Source organism: Microbispora triticiradicis, assembly GCF_005864065.1.
Classification (GTDB): domain Bacteria; phylum Actinomycetota; class Actinomycetes; order Streptosporangiales; family Streptosporangiaceae; genus Microbispora; species Microbispora triticiradicis.
Map to the genome: position 1 here is coordinate 157,547 of NZ_VANP01000003.1, position 15,633 is coordinate 173,179.

Below are 15,633 nucleotides of genomic sequence, written 5' to 3' on the forward strand. Positions count from 1 at the left end.
CCGGCCGCCACGGTCGCGGCGCCGGGCTGGTTCGGTGTTGTCGGCGATCAGGTATTCCCGCTCGGTTCTCCAGCCGCGCTGTCGGCGATCAGAAATCCGGTGCCGTCGAGGCCCACTTCCAGATGCCACCCGTCCGGCCACACGTGGTCGCGCGTAGGCGTGGCCCTCGCACCGGTGAATGTGGCCTCGGAGAAGGCTTCGCCGCTCTGCCAGGTCGTGAAGAAGGTCTGATCGTCGGCCGCGGCGCCCCGGGAGAATGCCACCCCGCCGAAGTTCGCGGCTCCGGAGAAGACCGCGCCGTCGAACTTCGCGTCCTCGGAGAAGACCGCCGAATCAAACCACGTATCCTCGGAAAAGCTCGCGTCCCCAGAGAAGACCGCCCCGTCGAACCGGGCGGCCCGGGAGAACATCACCCCGCCGAACCTGGCCTCCCCGGAGAACGTCACCCCGTCGAACCGGGCGGCCCGGGAGAACGTCACCCCGCCGAACCTGGCCTCCCCGGAGAACGCCGCCCCGCCGAACCTGGCCTCCCCGGAGAAGATCGCCCGAGCGAAATCGGCGTCCCCGGTGAAGGTCACCCTGTCGAATCCGGCGTCCCCGGAGAAGGTGACGAAATCGAATCCGGCCCTTCCGGAGAAGGTCACTCCGTCGAAACTGCCGGTGAAACGGGCACGGGTGAGCTCGAAATCGATCAGGGTGGCCCCGGTCAGGTCGAGTCGCATGCCCTCCCAGTACCGAGGGCTGGGTGGGGACTCGTCCCAGGTGCTGAGAGGGCGGTCGTCACGCAGGTGCTCGGCGAGGACGCGCTGAGCGGTGAGGCGGACCTGCAGTTCGCCTTCCCGGTCGGTCTCCTGCCGGGGTGCGTGATCAGGAACGGCGAGGGCGCCGAGACGAGCGGCCCGGTAGCGGCGTCGGGCCGCCAGCAAGGCCGCCTTGCGTTCGCTCTCGCGAGCCGAGGCCGATTCCGGCGCGGCGTACGGCATGCGTAGATAGGCGCAGATGACATTGACGATGGTCTGCCGGTGGAGTGGGTTGTCCTGCGCGAGACGCTCCAGGGCGTACAGGCCGGCCAGACGTACGGCGGCTCTGTCGTGACCGAGTTGTTCGGCGGCCTTGGTGTACAGGTCGGTGACCCGGCGTTCGGCGGCGTCGTGCTCGGTGGCGGTGGCCACCCGCTCGGCGTGCCGGGCGGTGATGAAGCTGTGCAGCTCCTGATGGTTCTGCCGCCGGAAGGCCAGCGCGAGGGTGATGGCGGCGCCGACTCCGGCGCCGGCGGCCAGCGCGGTACGCAGTATCTCCCCCCGTGCGCTACCGGCCCCGGGAGCGGATTGCCCGGCGGACTGATGGGCCAGGTCGGCCAGCAGCCACCACAAGGTGCCGCCGACGGCGGCACCGACCAGGAGGACGGCCAGCACGATCCACCAGGCAGCAGCACGCGGAGGACGCAACGCCGGAGGAACCGGCACGGGATCGTCCAGCGGACGGGCTGCGCGGCGGTGCGGCAGTAACGGCATACCTCCCATTGCAGCCGCACCGGGCCCGCCCCTGCCTCATGCAACACCTGATCGTTACCGGCGCGGCCCCTGACCGGTCCCGGCCGTCCGGCCGGAATAGTCGTCCCGACCGCGCGTCAGTACGTCACTGGTCGGTGGTGCGACGGCGCCGGGTACGGCGCGGATAGGCCTTGGCCGTCTCGGCCAGCCGTGCGGCGTGCTCGGCCTGCTTGCGCCAGTGCCCGTAGGCGTCGCCGCGCTGCGCGAGCCGGTCCAGTTCGCGCATGGTGGCCAGCGGGATGAACGCGGGTTCGGCGTCCCGCCACGGCGTGCCGGGCAGCGGCATGAACGTGTGGGTGTGGATGCGCGCCCCGAGGTCGGCGAGGTCGGCGGCCAGCCGCAGAGACGCCTCCTGGTCCTCGGCCGACTCGCCGGGCAGCCCGAAGATGAAGTCGACGTTCGGCCGGAAGCCGAACTCGGCGGCGATGCGGACGGCGTCGCGGACCGGTTCTGCGCCGTGACCGCGACCGGCGGCGGCCAGCACCCGGTCGGAGCCCGACTGCGCGCCGATGATGATGTTGTCGTTCGCCACGTACCGCTTCAGCAGCCGCATCGCCTCCGGCGTGACGTGCTCGGGCCGGATCTCGGAGGGGAAGCTGCCGAAGAACACCCGGCCGCCGGCGGGCAGTTCCTCCTTCACGCCCGCCAGCAACTCCTCCACGGCGTCGAGCGCCGGGTCCGGCCCCTGCGTGCCGTACGAGAGCGAGGTGGGGGTGATGAACCGGACGTCGCGCAGGCCGTGCGCGGCCATCCGCCGGACGTGCTCCCGCACACTCGCCACGCCGCGGTGCCGGAACCTGCCCCCGAACATGAAGGGCGTCTGGCAGAAGCGGCAGGTGTACGCGCAGCCGCGGGTGATCTCGATGGGCCCGAAGGCGCGGCGGCGGTCGGGGAAGGACGGGAAGGCGTCCAGCGGCAACTGCGGCGCCGGCGGCGTGCGCAGCGCCATGCCGTCCGCGTCGCGCACCGCCAGGCCGGGCACGGTGGTGAGCGGCGCGTCCGCGCGCAGCGCCTCGACCAGGGCGACGATCGTCGTCTCGCCCTCGCCGATCGCGGCAAGGTCCCAGCCTGCGTCGATGACCTGCTGTGGTTCCGCGGTCGCGTGGACGCCCCCCGCGATGTGCAGGACGCGCGGGTCGTCGGCGAGGGCTCGTACGGCGGCCAGTTCGGCGGCCATCGCCTCGGCGTCCGGGGAGTAGAACGACCACAGCACCAGGACACGATCGGCGGTGCTCGCCGCGATGTGCGCGGCGGTCTCCTCGGCCGTGACGCCGAACCGCAGATCGCATTCCGCTTTGGCGGTCTCCAGCGCGCCGAGCAGCGCGTGTACGCCGTACGTGACGGCCTTGCGATAACGGACGACCACCGACACATCCACACTCACCCTGGCAGGGTAGTGCCGGCGCGCCCTGAGAGGGGCCCGGGCGACCCGCCCCAGGCGGCGCGGGCGGTCCGGGGAGCGGGTCAGGACCCGAGCCGCCAGGAGTGGAGATACTCCTCCTGCTCGGCGGTGAGCGCGTCGATCGAGATACCGGCGGCGGCGAGCTTCAGACGGGCCACCTCCACGTCGATGCCGGCCGGGACGTCGTGGACGCCGGGCGGCAGCCGGGACGGCTCCTCGACCAGCCAGGCCACGGTGAGGGCCTGGGCGGAGAACGACATGTCCATCACGGCGGCCGGGTGGCCCTCGGCGGCGGTCAGGTTCACCAGGCGGCCCTCGGCGAGCAGCAGCAGCCTGCGGCCGTCCTCCAGGACGTACTCGTCGGTGTTGGGCCTGATGCCGAAGCGGACCTCCCGGGCCATCCCCTCCAGTGCCCGCACGTCGATCTCGACGTCGAAGTGGCCCGCGTTCGCGAGGATGGCGCCGTCCTTCATGACGGCCAGATGCTCGGCGCGGATGACGTCGCGGTTGCCGGTGACGGTCACGAACACGTCGCCGATCTCGGCGGCCAGGCTCATCGGCCGTACGTCGTAGCCCTGCAGGGCGGCGTCGAGGGCCTTGACCGGGTCGATCTCGGTGACGACGACCCGCGCGCCGAGGCCCTTGGCCCGCTCCGCGACTCCCCTGCCGCAGAAACCGAAGCCCGCGACGACGACGGTGCGGCCCGCGAGCAGCACGTTGGTGGCGCGCATGATGCCGTCGAGCGTCGACTGGCCGGTGCCGTAGCGGTTGTCGAACATCCGCTTCGTCCGGGTGTCGTTGACCGCGACGACCGGGAAGCGCAGCGCGCCCTCCGAGGCCATCTGACGCAGCCGGATGATCCCGGTGGTGGTCTCCTCGCAGCCGCCCATCACGCCGTCGAGAAGCCCGACCCGCTCGGTGTGCAGGATGTTGACGAGGTCGCAGCCGTCGTCGAGGACGACGTGCGGCTCGATGTCCAGCGCCTGGTTGATGTGCCGGTAGTAGGCCGCCCTGTCCACCCCGGCGCGGGCGTGCACGGCGATGCCGTACTCCCCCAGCGCCGCGGCGACGTCGTCCTGCGTGGACAGGGGGTTCGAGGCGGCCAGGGCGATCTCGGCTCCGCCCTGCCGCAGCGCCCCCATGAGCACGGCCGTCTCGGCCGTCACGTGCAGGCAGGCGGCGATGCGCAGGCCGTCGAGCGGCCGGTCGGCGCCGAACCCGGCGCCGATGGCCTGGAGGACCGGCATCGACCGGGCCGCCCACTCGATGCGCCGCTCCCCGGCCTCGGCCATGTCCGGCTGGATCACGCCGGCCCTCCGTCTTTCGTGCAAGCTCTCGTGCAGGCTTTCGTGCGAGCCTTCGTGCGGGCTTTCGTACGGGCCGTGGGGGCGCGGCGCCCCCACGGCCGTCCCCGCCGTCAGTAGCGGTAGTGGTCCGGCTTGTACGGGCCCTCGACGTCGACGCCGATGTACTCCGCCTGCTTCTTGCTCAGCGTGGTCAGCTTCACGCCGAGCGCGTCGAGGTGGAGGCGGGCGACCTTCTCGTCGAGGTGCTTGGGCAGCACGTACACGCCGGTCGGGTACTCGTCGGTCTTCGTGAACAGCTCGATCTGCGCGATGACCTGGTTGGTGAACGAGTTCGACATGACGAACGAGGGGTGGCCGGTGGCGCAGCCGAGGTTCATCAGCCTGCCCTCGGCGAGCACGATGATGGAGTGCCCGTCGGGGAACACCCACTCGTCGACCTGCGGCTTGATGTTGATCCTCTTGATGCCGTCGATGCGGCCCAGGCCGGCCATGTCGATCTCGTTGTCGAAGTGGCCGATGTTGGACACGATCGCCTGGTGCTTCATCCGGGACATGTGCTCGGCGGTGATGATGCCGTAGTTGCCGGTGCAGGTGACGAAGATGTCCGCGATGCCGACGACCTCCTCCAGGGTGGTGACCTGGAAGCCGTCCATCGCCGCCTGGAGCGCGCAGATCGGGTCGATCTCGGTGACGATGACCCGGGCGCCCTGGCCGCGCAGCGCGTCGGCGCAGCCCTTGCCCACGTCGCCGTACCCGCAGACCACGGCGACCTTGCCGCCGATCAGCACGTCGGTGGCGCGGTTGAGACCGTCGATCACCGAGTGGCGGCAGCCGTACTTGTTGTCGAACTTCGACTTGGTCACCGAGTCGTTGACGTTGATGGCCGGGAAGAGGAGCGTGCCGGTCTTGTGCATCTCGTACAGGCGGTGCACGCCGGTCGTGGTCTCCTCGGTGACGCCCTTGATGTCCTCGGCGACGCGGGTCCACCAGTTGTCCCCGGAGACCGTGCGGCGGAGGGTGTCGAGGATGACCGCCCACTCCTCGGGGTCGTCCTCACCGGCGACCGGGACCGCGCCGGCCTTCTCGAACTCCACGCCCTTGTGCACCAGCAGCGTGGCGTCGCCGCCGTCGTCGAGGATCATGTTGGGGCCGGAGCCGTCGGGCCAGCGGAGCGCCTGCTCGGTGCACCACCAGTACTCCTCCAGCGTCTCGCCCTTCCAGGCGAAGACCGGGACGCCGGAGGGGTTGTCGGCCGTGCCGTCCGGGCCGACGACCACCGCGGCGGCGGCGTGGTCCTGGGTGGAGAAGATGTTGCAGCTCACCCAGCGGACGTCGGCGCCCAGCGCGACCAGCGTCTCGATCAGCACGGCGGTCTGGATCGTCATGTGCAGCGAGCCCATGATCTTCGCACCCCGCAGCGGCTGCGCCGCGGCGTACTCCTCCCGGGTCGCCATGAGGCCCGGCATCTCGTGCTCCGCGAGGCGGATCTCTTTGCGGCCGAACTCCGCGAGCGCAAGGTCGGCGACCTTGAAGTCCATGAGTGTGTCCCTCTCCGTTGTCTGTCGGTGCGAGTTTAGGCGTCGCGGGACGCGGGACGCATACGCGAGAGCGCAAACCTGACACAAGAATGTGAGATTCGGTCGTCCGCGGGTGCCGGAAGGCTCCGGGACTGTCTAGCGTGGGGTCCGGGAACGTGGACCGGAGGCATGATGCGCATCACCGAGGCGGCACGGCGGCTCGGCATGTCCCCCCGCATGCTGCGCTACCGGGAGGCGCTCGGCCTGCTGCCGCCCGTACGCGACAGGGGCGCCCACCGGCGCTTCGGCCCGGACGAGATCGAGGCGGTGCGGCAGGCGGTGGACCTGGAACGCCGCTTCGACGTCTCGCCGGCGGAACTGGCCTTCGCGCTCCGGGCGCTGTCCGAGCCCGCGGTGGCCCAGGCCGTACGGGACCTCGGCGTGCGCATCGGCCGCATCCAGGCGCCGCGCCGGGCGCTGGACTTCGAGAAGGAGAAGGCCCTGCGGCTGCTGCGGCACCGCTGAATCCGGCACCGGCGGCCCAGTGGCGGCGGCCCAGTGGCGGCGGCTCAGTACCGGCGGCTCAGGCGCCGACCACCAGGTGCAGATCGTCCGCGCGCAGGGAGTCGGCCGTGACGTACGGCTGCTCGCTGACGACGTCGGTCATCGTCAGCGGGACGTTCAGGGACGGCACCAGCTTGAGCGCCCGGACCAGGATGTTCGGGTGCTCGGCGGTGAACTGCTGGGGCACGCCGAGGAGCTTCGCGGTCATCTTCGTCGTGCAGATCACGACGTTGCCCTCGAAGGTGAAGGTGCTGCCGACCAGGGTCGTCGAGCCCATGGTCTGCACGGGCCGCTCCAGCACGGCCTTGTGCATGGTGAAGCGGAGCATCTTGACCGTGCCGGTCGCGGTGGGCATCTCCACGACCCCGGTGAACTTCATGCCGGTCATGGTGAGGGAGGGGGCGCGGACGGCGGCGGGCTCGACCGCCACCCTCGCCTGACCGCCCGCGGATCCGGAGGGCGGGCCCTGGCCCTCCTGGTCGTCCTCGCCCGGGGACGGCGACGCGCCGGGCGAGCGGGACCGCCCCCCGGTGAGGGGGGCCAGCGGGTTCGCCGATCCCAGGGCTCCCGGTAGGTCGGTGGGCACGACCGTGGGCACGACGTCCGGGACGACGTCGGAGACGGCGCTGGGCACGGCACCGGGAAGCAGGCTCGGCACCGCGCGAGCAATCGAGTCGGACCCGCCCCGGTGTCCGGCTTCGGGCACCGCGCCCCGAGCGGCCGCGGGAGCGGCGCGGGAAACGGCGTTCTGTACGCCCCTGGGGGCGACAGCGGGAACAGCGCCGTAAGCGGCGGCGGGCACCGCACCGTGAGCGGCAGCGGGAACGGTGCGGGAGACGGTGCCGCGCTGGGCGGACACGCCGGGGTCCGCATGTGGCACGCCCGTCCCCGTCACCAGGAGGACGGGCAGCATCGCGATGGCCAGCGCCCTGCCCGCCGGACCCGGACCCTGCCCAGCACCCGGATCCCCGCTCCCCTCGTCGCCTACCCGCGCGCCCTCGTCACCCCCGTCACCGCTGTCGCCGTCCGAGGCACTGTCGCCTGGACCGCTGTCCGGGCCCACGTGCCCGGGGCCGGAGCGGGCCCTGGTTTCCTCCGCCCGCCTGTCATCGGCGGGGACAGCGGCGGGAGAGGAGGAACCCGCGGAGCACCCGCTGCCCGCACCGGCCTCCGGGCCGGAGGCGGGGCGGACGCGGCCGACGAGGACCTGAGGGCCGTCGCCGGTGGGCGGCGCAGTGGGCGGTGCGTCGGGCAGCCCCGGCCGGGCCGACGTGTCGGTTCGCGGGCCGGGCTCGGCGGCGGGCGGCTGGGGCTGGGTCCTCGTTTCGGCCTGCGCGCCGGTCCGCGAGTCGTCCTGTGCGACGGGCGGCTGGGGCTGGGTCCGTGGGCCGGTTTGGACGTCCGCCGGCCGCAGGTGCTCGTCGCGGCCGACCACCCGGCGGGCGGTGAAGGTGATCTCTCCGCCGGCGGACGCGGGCGGGGCGGCCGCGCCGGAGGGCTCGGCGTCGGTTCCGGAGACGCGGGGGGCCGTCTCCCCCGGAGCCCAGGCGACCGCGAGCGCGCCTCCCACGAGGCCGAGCAGCATGCCGATCAGGAAGCCGCCCAGGTTGGCGTAGACGAACGACGCGATCGAGACCAGCACGGCGACCACGCCGAGGAAGGCCCGCTGGCCGGGCTGGAGCCAGATCATCAGGCCCAGGATGACCAGCACGAGCGCGACGAGGTAGGTGGCCCCGACCGTGCCCGACTGGATGACGAGCGGCAGGGCCTTCGTCACGAACGGGATGCTCAGCAGTTCCAGGCCCGCGGCCAGCACCAGCAGGCCGCCCCAGAACGGCCTGGACCTCCGCCAGGATCCGTTCATCGCCGCCCGCCGGGGAATTCGACCGGCCTCCGCATCAGAAGCACTCGTGCTCGCCGGGTTCGACGGTCAGCTTCAGCCCCGGCAGCTTGAAGGTCGCCGCGTTGACCGACCAGGAGACCTGCCGGAAGTTCTCGATGGAGACCGCGCTCGCCTGCTGGCCGAACATGCCCGCGGCGCCCTGCGCCTCCGGCACCTGGTCGAGCGTGCTGGCGTCGCGACCGGCCTCGATGTCGGTGAAGACCGCGTTGCCCTGGATCTGCGAGGCGTCGACGATCATGTTCTCGGCGGTCACCGGGTCCTTGCCGGTCCCTGCGGTGATCCGGAGCGTCACGGCGCCGACCGGCGACTTCATCAAGACGGTCTGGCACATGTTCGTCAGGGTGGCCTTCCGGATGCCGGAGACCGCGACGGGGATCTTCTGGCCCTTCTTGTTCTCGGTGACGCTGCCGTACTGCACGAAGCCCTGGCCCTGCAGCTTGTCGGCGGAGACCTTGAACGTGTCGCCCGAGACCACGAACGATGCGCCGATGGCGCCCTGGGCGGTCGCGCCGACGAGCACGGAGGCGACCGCGAGCGCGGGTACGAAGACGAGCGCGAACCGTTTCCAGCGCACGCGTCCCTGCTGAATCATGAGTCACCTCCGGAGGGGGGAACCGGTCGGATGCCTATGTAAAGTTACCGATGGGTACCACAGAGGTTGAAGTGACTCAGGATCACATTTCAATCACGGTGCGCAGTGGGAAAGTGACCGGGCGAAAAGACGATCACGCGCCGGCGGGCTGCGCCGAGGCGGCGTCGGCCCGGTAGAGGTCCGGCTCCAGGTAGATCACGCGGGCCATCGGCACGGCCTCGCGGATGCGCCGTTCGGCCTCGTCGATGCCGCGGGCCACCTCGCTCGCGGTGTCGTCGTGCTCGACCGCGATCTTGGCGGCGACCAGCAGCTCCTCGGGGCCGAGGTGCAGGGTGCGCAGGTGGATCACCCGGCTGACCTCGGGAGCCGACTCGAGCGCCGCGCAGATCTTCTTCTCCATCTCGGGAGTGGCGCTCTCGCCGATCAGCAGCGACTTGGTCTCGACGGCCAGGATGACCGCGATCACCGCGAGCAGCAGGCCGATCACGAGGCTGCCCACGCCGTCCCACATGCCGTTGCCGGTGATCACCGCCATCGCGACGCCGAACAGCGCGAAGATCAGGCCGAGCAGCGCGCCGAAGTCCTCCAGCAGCACGACGGGCAGCTCGGGCGCCTTGGCCCGGCGGATGAAGGACACCCAGGACTCCTTGCCCTTGTGCTCCCTCGACTCCCTGATCGCCGTGCGGAACGAGAACCCCTCGGCGACGATCGCGAAGATCAGCACGCCGAACGCCCACTGCGGCGACTCCACCGGATGCGGGTCGGCGATCTTGTGCCAGCCCTCGTACAGCGAGAACAGGGCACCGATCGTGAACAGCACCACCGCCACGACGAACGCGTAGAAGTACCGCTCGCGCCCGTAGCCGAACGGGTGCTTGCGGGTGCTCCGCTTGGCCGCCCGCTTGCCGCCCAGCATCAGCAGCGCCTGGTTGCCGGAGTCGGCCACGGAGTGGACCGACTCGGCGAGCATGGACGACGACCCGGTGAAGAGGAACGCCACGAACTTCGCCACAGCGATCGCCATGTTGGCGCCGAGCGCCGCGAGGATCGCCTTGGTACCGCCACCCGCACTCACGTTGAACTCCTCATATCTACCGGCCGAAGCGATCCTAGTGCCCCTATTGGGAAATCCGGGCTCGGAGTTCCGTGGATACGGCCACCGACGCCGGGTCGATCCCGTACCCGAGAGCAAGGTAGACAGTCGCGTAGTCGACCAACCCGGCCAGGGCAGCGAGCCGCTCCAGCGGGCGCACGCCGTCGGCCGTGATCTCCGACACCGGAACCCCGCGGTCCTCGGCCATCCGTACGGCGGCGGTGCGGGACCTGGTCACCTGCGGGTGTTCCTCCACGTCACGCAGCAGGAACAGGCGAAGCCGCGGGCCGCCTCCCGGCTCGTCGGCGAACGGGTCGGCGAAGATGTCACGCCCGGCGAGGGGACCGTCGAACGTCCCGATCTGGTTGTGCGCCGCCTCGGGCAGCTCACCCCAGATCGCGGGATATCCCGCGTACGCGCCGAGCCGGGCGGCCAGGAGGTGGGCCGCCACCGCGGCCATCGGAGAGGTGCCCCAGACGACCGGGACCGTGCCGGCCAGTTCCATGGCCAGCGTCTTGCCGGGGTTGATGAACGACTCGCTCGACGGGCGGCAGCGGTGCGCGAGGTCCTCCAGCCGCCTCGCGACCGACTCGAACTCGTCCTCGTCCACCGAGACCAGCCCGAACGCCGCCGCCGCGAGGATCGGCGGCACCATCAGCGACCACAGGGTCGCCTCGGGCCGCCCGGCCACCCCGCCGACCGGCACGTACGGCCCGCCGGCCCGCGCGACCAGGGCCGCCAGCGGCGTGTCAGGCGCGCCCACGCCGACGAGCCCGCAGCCGCGCCGTACGGCCTCGGCGGTCACGGCGACGGTCTCCTCGGTCGTCCCCGAGCGGGAGACGGCCACGACGAGATCGGCGGCGCCGACCCAGCCGGGCAGCCGGTAGCCGCGCACCGTCACGACCGGACCCGGGGCTCCGTACCGGCACAGCGCTTCGAGCACCTCGCCGGCGAGCCCGCTCGCGCCCATGCCCGCCACCACGATCGCCCGCGGACGTCCGTCGCGGCCGATCCGCGCGAGGCCGCTCTCCACGGCCGCCCGGTACGCCGTGCGTACCTCGGCGGCCGAGGAGGCCACCGTGCGGAGCATTCCGGAGGGGTCGCCCTCCACCAGGTACGCCTGGTCGTCGAGCCGGTCGGGCTCGAACCGGGCCCCACCGGCGCCGGTCATGCCCGGCGGGCCTCGTCGACGAGGAGGACCGGGATGTCGTCACGCACCGGATAGACCAGGCCGCACGACTCGGAGGAGCACGCCAGCTCGTCCGCCTCCGGCACCGCGCGGAGGGGGGACTTGCACGCCGGGCACGCGAGGATGTCCAGCAGCCAGTCGTCGATCTTCAACTCGTCAGCTCCTTACGACGGCGAGCACTTCGTCGCGGACGGCGGCGACCTTCTCCTCGTCCGAGGCCTCCGCGTTGAGCCGCAGCAGCGGCTCGGTGTTCGACGGACGCAGGTTGAACCACCAGTCCGGACCGCTGACGGTGAGTCCGTCCAGCTCGTCGAAGGTAACACCCTCCCGCGCCGCGAAGGTCTCCCGTACGCGGGCCAGGGCCGCCGCCTGGTCCTCGACCCTGCTGTTGATCTCTCCGGAGGCGGCGTAGCGCGAGTAGCGCGAGAGCACCTCCGAGAGCGGCCGGTCCTGCTCGCCCAGCGCGGCCAGCACGTGCAGCGCGGCCAGCATGCCGGAGTCGGCGAACCAGAAGTCGCGGAAGTAGTAGTGGGCGGAGTGCTCGCCGCCGAAGACCGCGCCGGTGCGGGCCATCTCGGCCTTGATGAACGAGTGGCCGACGCGGGTGCGGACCGGCCTGCCGCCGTGCTCGGCGACGATCTCCGGCACGCCCTTCGACGTGATCAGGTTGTGGATGACCGTGGCGCCGGGGTCCTTGGCCAGCTCGCGCACCGCGACCAGCGCGGTGATCGTGGACGGCGGCACCGACTCGCCCCGCTCGTCGATGACCCAGCAGCGGTCGGCGTCGCCGTCGAAGGCGATGCCGATGTCGGCGCCCTGCGAGACGACCGCCTTCTGCAGGTCGCGCAGGTTCTCCGGCTCGATCGGGTTGGCCTCGTGGTTGGGGAAGCTGCCGTCGAGCTCGAAGTAGAGCGGGGTCAGCTCGATCGGCAGGCCCTTGAATACCTCGGGGACCGTGTAGCCGCCCATCCCGTTGCCGGCGTCGACGACCACCTTCAGCGGGCGGATGCCCGACAGGTCGACCAGGGTCTTGAGGTGGGCGGCGTAACCCTCCAGCAGGTTGCGTTCCGTCACCGTGCCCGCGCCGGGAGTGCCGCCCAGCCCGCTGTCGAGCAACTCGGCCGCGCGGTCACGGATCTCCAGCAGCCCGGTGTCGGTGCCCACGGGAACGGCTCCGGCGCGGCACATCTTCATGCCGTTGTACTTGGCCGGGTTGTGGCTCGCGGTGAACATCACGCCCGGCAGGTTCAGGCTGCCGCTGGCGTAGTAGAGCATGTCGGTCGAGCCGAGGCCGGCGTTGACGACGTCGGCGCCCCGGGAGGTCGCGCCCCGCGCGAACGCCGCGGCCAGCGGGCCGGAGGAGGTGCGCATGTCGTGAGCCATCACCACCGACGTCGCACCGGTCAGCTCCACGAACGCCGCCCCTACGGCCTCCGCGATCTCCTCGTCGAGCTCGTCGGGCACCACACCGCGCACGTCGTACGCCTTGAAGATTCTGCTGAGGTCGGCCACTGCACGCCCCTAAAAGTCGTTAAGTCTTCGCACCTGAGCCTATAGCGCCTGATTGCCCCCACAACGGGCGATCCAACGCGGTGCGCGCGATCTCGTCGCGCGGGGTCTGATCGCGCTTCCTCAGCGCTCCCGATTGGGCTGTGCCGACTTGAGCACGCGCAGATGGCCCCGGCGTCCCACCTCGACCGCCTGGCCGACCGGCTCTCCCGCAGCGGGGGCGGGGCGGGCGGCCTCGCGGACCGCGTTCGCCAGGGCCTCCAGGTCGTCTCCGCTCGGGGACGCGGCCTCGGACGGAAGGCGCACGACCTCCCAGCCCCTGGGCGCGGTGAGCCGTTCCGCGTGCTCCGCGCACAGGTCGTAGCAATGGGGCTCGACGTACGTCGCCAGAGGGCCGAGTACGGCGGTCGAGTCGGCGTAGACATACGTGAGTGTGAAGACGGCAGGCTGCCTGCAGGCGGTACGGGAACAGCTGCGGACGGGGCTCACGGAGGGACCGTATCCGGTCCGCGTTCACATTGCCACCACCCCGCCGCTCTTATCGAGCGTGTCGCCACAATTCAGCGTTCTGAGAAGTCCTCATGAGATTGTCGGGCAAAGCGGACACAACGCCGCGCAGTCCGTCGTACCTGCGGAAGGTGCTCAGGCGGTGTCCCTCGGATCACGCCGGTCACGCCTTAAGCTGACTCCGTGAGCGATCGGAGCGGTGACAGGCCGGACCCTCGGCGGCGGGTACGCCGGCGCGACCGGCACGGTCGCGGCATGCGCGGCCCGCTCGCGCCCTCGCACGTTCCCATCGCCAAGTCCCGCGGGGAGCGTTTCGACGACCTGGTGCTCGACGCGGTCGACCGGCTCAAGCCCCGGTGGGGCGCCCAGCTCGCTTCCGTCGAGTTCGCCGTCGAGGAGGTGCCGCCGGCCGACGAGCTGGTGGACGGCCCGGCCCGGTTGTCGTCGGACCCGATCCCGCTGGGACGGGCGGACTCTGCCTCCGGGGACGACCCCGCGACCGTCGTCCTGTATCGCAGGCCGCTCGAAGCGCGGGCCCGCGACCGGGACACGCTCGGCACGCTCGTGCTGGACGTGGTGGTCGAGCAGGTGGCGAGCCTGCTGGGCCTCACGCCGGAGACGATCGACCCCGGCTACGACGACCGCCACTGACGCACCGCTGATACCACCACTGAGACCGCCCGAGACCGGCACAGGCACCCGGCACCGGGGTTCGGCCCTGAGGTCGGCATTGAGGGTCGGCATGCCCCTCAGCCTGATCGGCTTCGGCGTGCACTTCAGCGGTGACCGGGTGCAGGGCGATCGGCTACACAACCCGTCAACGGCGTAGGCGGCCGTGACCTCGGCGGGTTGCCCCAGATGCTCGGTTCGCAACGCGGCTTCGATCCGCGAGGCCCGCTCGGCAAGGTCGCCACGGCGACGCGCCCGCTTCAGCACGGTCGTGATCTGCCCGATGGTGAGCCTGGCCGCCACAGCCGGATCGGGTGCCTTGGCCAACAATTCCAACATCGATCTCATCCGGCCCGCAGCCGCGGGAGAACCGTCTGCGACCTGGGCGTCGCGCCTCTGGTCGCGGTGACGTTGCGGGGCCGTCCTCGTCGCGGGTTGCCGCGACGAGGACGGCCCTCGACCGTGATCGTGGTCGAGGGCCATACGCGGGTCATGGCAAACGGCCGGCGCCCGGCTGGATTCAGCGCTCGGCCACGAAGACGTGCGCGGCGGTCTGCGTGGGGAGTTCGGCGGCCTTCCCGCTACTGCCGACCATCACGCGGCCGGGTGACGACGTCACGCTCACGACCGCGCCGGGCCGCACCCCGGCGTGGCGCAGGGTGTACATCAGCTGGGGATCGGCCTGAATCGGCTCCCCGATGCGCCGTACGACCGCACTCGCGCCGTTCGGCCCGGGCTTCAGACAGTTGAGGCTGACGATGCCGTCGTCGAGGAACGGATCCGCGACGCCCTCCTCGCCGAGCTCCTCCAAGCCCGGGATCGGGTTGCCGTAGGGCGACTCCGCCGGGTGTCGCAGCAGTTCGAAGACGCGGCGTTCGACGGCCTCGCTCATGACGTGCTCCCAGCGGCAGGCTTCGGCGTGGACCTGCTCCCAGTCCAGCCCGATCACGTCGACGAGCAGGCACTCCGCGAGCCGGTGCTTGCGCATCACGCGCGTGGCGATCCGCCGGCCCTCCTCCGTCAGCTCCAGGTGCCTGTCGCCGGCGACGTGCAGCAGACCGTCGCGTTCCATGCGGGCGACGGTCTGGCTGACGGTGGGGCCACGCTGGTTCAGGCGCTCGGCGATGCGGGCACGCATGGGGATCACGCCTTCCTCCTCGAACTCCAGGATGGTGCGCAGATACATCTCTGTGGTGTCGATGAGTCCGGACATGCTGTTCGTCAGGCGGGGGTTTCGGCGGTGGCGGTCAGCACCGCGCGGCCGAGGGTGTGGCCGGCCATGGTGAAGCCGAGGAGGGCCGGGGTGGCGTCGGCCGGGACGCCGATCGATTCGATGTCGAGGGCGTGCACCACGACGAAGTAGCGGTGCGGGCCGTGCCCGGCCGGCGGGGCGGCGCCGATGAAGCGGGCCGCGCGGACGTCGTTGGGCAGTTGGAAGGCACCCTCGGGCAGGCCAGAGCCGGTGTCGTCGCCGGCGCCCTCGGGCAGTTCGGTGACGGCGGCGGGGATGTCGGCGACCGCCCAGTGCCAGAAGCCGGACCCGGTGGGGGCGTCGGGATCGTAGACGGTGACGGCGTAGCTCTTGGTGCCCTCCGGGGCGCCGCTCCAGGACAGCTGCGGGGAGATGTCCTTCCCGCCGGGGACGCCGGAGGAGAACTGCTCGCGCCCCCAGGCGGCGCCGTCGGTGACGGTGGTGCTGGTGACGGTGAAGGAGGCCGCCTCGGGGAGGCGGGCGAAGGGGTCGTTGGCGCTCATCGCGTCGTTCCTTTCAGGCCGTGCTGCGGGCTGGCGGTGCTGCGGTCGGCGGAGAGCCCGCGGTTTGCGTAGA

Annotated in this window: 15 protein-coding genes; 2 read left to right on the forward strand and 13 right to left on the reverse strand. The window is 71.5% G+C overall.

Annotated elements, in window-relative coordinates; translation table 11 throughout:
- Positions 1-47: 47 nt before the first annotated feature.
- The 4 genes from FED44_RS08890 to ahcY all read right to left on the reverse strand — a co-directional run bounded on the left by FED44_RS08890 (position 48) and on the right by ahcY (position 5,800).
- On the reverse strand, positions 48-1,514 hold the full coding sequence (locus tag FED44_RS08890) for a pentapeptide repeat-containing protein (protein WP_138460364.1): 1,467 nt from the start codon (positions 1,512-1,514) through the stop codon (positions 48-50).
- 124 nt (positions 1,515-1,638) lie between these two features.
- Entirely contained in the window at positions 1,639-2,937 is a 1,299-nt protein-coding gene (locus tag FED44_RS08895; protein ID WP_138460365.1) for a TIGR04013 family B12-binding domain/radical SAM domain-containing protein, read from the reverse strand.
- 80 nt (positions 2,938-3,017) lie between these two features.
- Complete coding sequence (locus FED44_RS08900; protein ID WP_138460603.1) at positions 3,018-4,247, reverse strand: adenosylhomocysteinase; 1,230 nt, start codon at positions 4,245-4,247, stop codon at positions 3,018-3,020.
- Positions 4,248-4,372: 125 nt separating this feature from the next.
- Positions 4,373-5,800, reverse strand: coding sequence for an adenosylhomocysteinase (gene ahcY, locus FED44_RS08905; protein ID WP_111701786.1), 1,428 nt, complete (start codon positions 5,798-5,800; stop codon positions 4,373-4,375).
- A 171-nt stretch (positions 5,801-5,971) separates the two neighbouring features.
- On the opposite strand from ahcY, the gene FED44_RS08910 reads away from it, so the two are divergent.
- The gene (locus FED44_RS08910; protein ID WP_111701805.1) at positions 5,972-6,304 is read left to right on the forward strand and encodes a MerR family transcriptional regulator; all 333 of its coding nucleotides are present in this window, start codon (positions 5,972-5,974) and stop codon (positions 6,302-6,304) included.
- A gap of 58 nt (positions 6,305-6,362) precedes the next feature.
- Here the strand turns inward: FED44_RS08910 and FED44_RS08915 are convergent, their stop codons facing one another.
- From FED44_RS08915 to FED44_RS08945, 7 genes are all read right to left on the reverse strand, one after another.
- Positions 6,363-8,207, reverse strand: a complete 1,845-nt coding sequence (locus FED44_RS08915) for a DUF6114 domain-containing protein (RefSeq protein ID WP_138460366.1) — start codon at positions 8,205-8,207, stop codon at positions 6,363-6,365.
- Positions 8,208-8,241: 34 nt separating this feature from the next.
- Positions 8,242-8,838 carry a DUF6230 family protein gene (locus FED44_RS08920; protein WP_111701782.1) on the reverse strand — a complete coding sequence of 199 codons (597 nt, stop codon included), beginning with the start codon at positions 8,836-8,838 and terminating at the stop codon, positions 8,242-8,244.
- Between the two features lie 133 nt (positions 8,839-8,971).
- Entirely contained in the window at positions 8,972-9,913 is a 942-nt protein-coding gene (locus FED44_RS08925; RefSeq protein WP_111701780.1) for a cation diffusion facilitator family transporter, read from the reverse strand.
- A gap of 43 nt (positions 9,914-9,956) precedes the next feature.
- The gene (locus tag FED44_RS08930; RefSeq protein ID WP_111701778.1) at positions 9,957-11,102 is read right to left on the reverse strand and encodes an SIS domain-containing protein; all 1,146 of its coding nucleotides are present in this window, start codon (positions 11,100-11,102) and stop codon (positions 9,957-9,959) included.
- Positions 11,099-11,272: a Trm112 family protein gene (locus FED44_RS08935; protein ID WP_111701776.1), complete on the reverse strand. Its 174-nt coding sequence runs from the start codon at positions 11,270-11,272 to the stop codon at positions 11,099-11,101. The genes FED44_RS08930 and FED44_RS08935 overlap by 4 nt, the downstream gene beginning before the upstream one ends.
- A 4-nt stretch (positions 11,273-11,276) precedes the next feature.
- Positions 11,277-12,632, reverse strand: a complete 1,356-nt coding sequence (locus tag FED44_RS08940; RefSeq protein WP_111701774.1) for a phosphomannomutase/phosphoglucomutase — start codon at positions 12,630-12,632, stop codon at positions 11,277-11,279.
- 120 nt (positions 12,633-12,752) lie between these two features.
- Positions 12,753-13,118, reverse strand: a complete 366-nt coding sequence (locus tag FED44_RS08945; RefSeq protein ID WP_111701772.1) for a DUF3499 domain-containing protein — start codon at positions 13,116-13,118, stop codon at positions 12,753-12,755.
- Between the two features lie 201 nt (positions 13,119-13,319).
- On the opposite strand from FED44_RS08945, the gene FED44_RS08950 reads away from it, so the two are divergent.
- Positions 13,320-13,787, forward strand: coding sequence for a metallopeptidase family protein (locus FED44_RS08950; protein WP_111701770.1), 468 nt, complete (start codon positions 13,320-13,322; stop codon positions 13,785-13,787).
- 538 nt (positions 13,788-14,325) lie between these two features.
- Here FED44_RS08950 and FED44_RS08960 read toward each other — a convergent pair.
- Both FED44_RS08960 and FED44_RS08965 read right to left on the reverse strand, forming a co-directional pair.
- The gene (locus FED44_RS08960) at positions 14,326-15,018 is read right to left on the reverse strand and encodes a metal-dependent transcriptional regulator (protein WP_138460367.1); all 693 of its coding nucleotides are present in this window, start codon (positions 15,016-15,018) and stop codon (positions 14,326-14,328) included.
- Between the two features lie 8 nt (positions 15,019-15,026).
- A complete protein-coding gene (locus FED44_RS08965) occupies positions 15,027-15,560 on the reverse strand; it encodes a YbhB/YbcL family Raf kinase inhibitor-like protein (protein WP_138460368.1) in 534 nt (177 codons plus the stop codon).
- Positions 15,561-15,633: the final 73 nt, after the last annotated feature.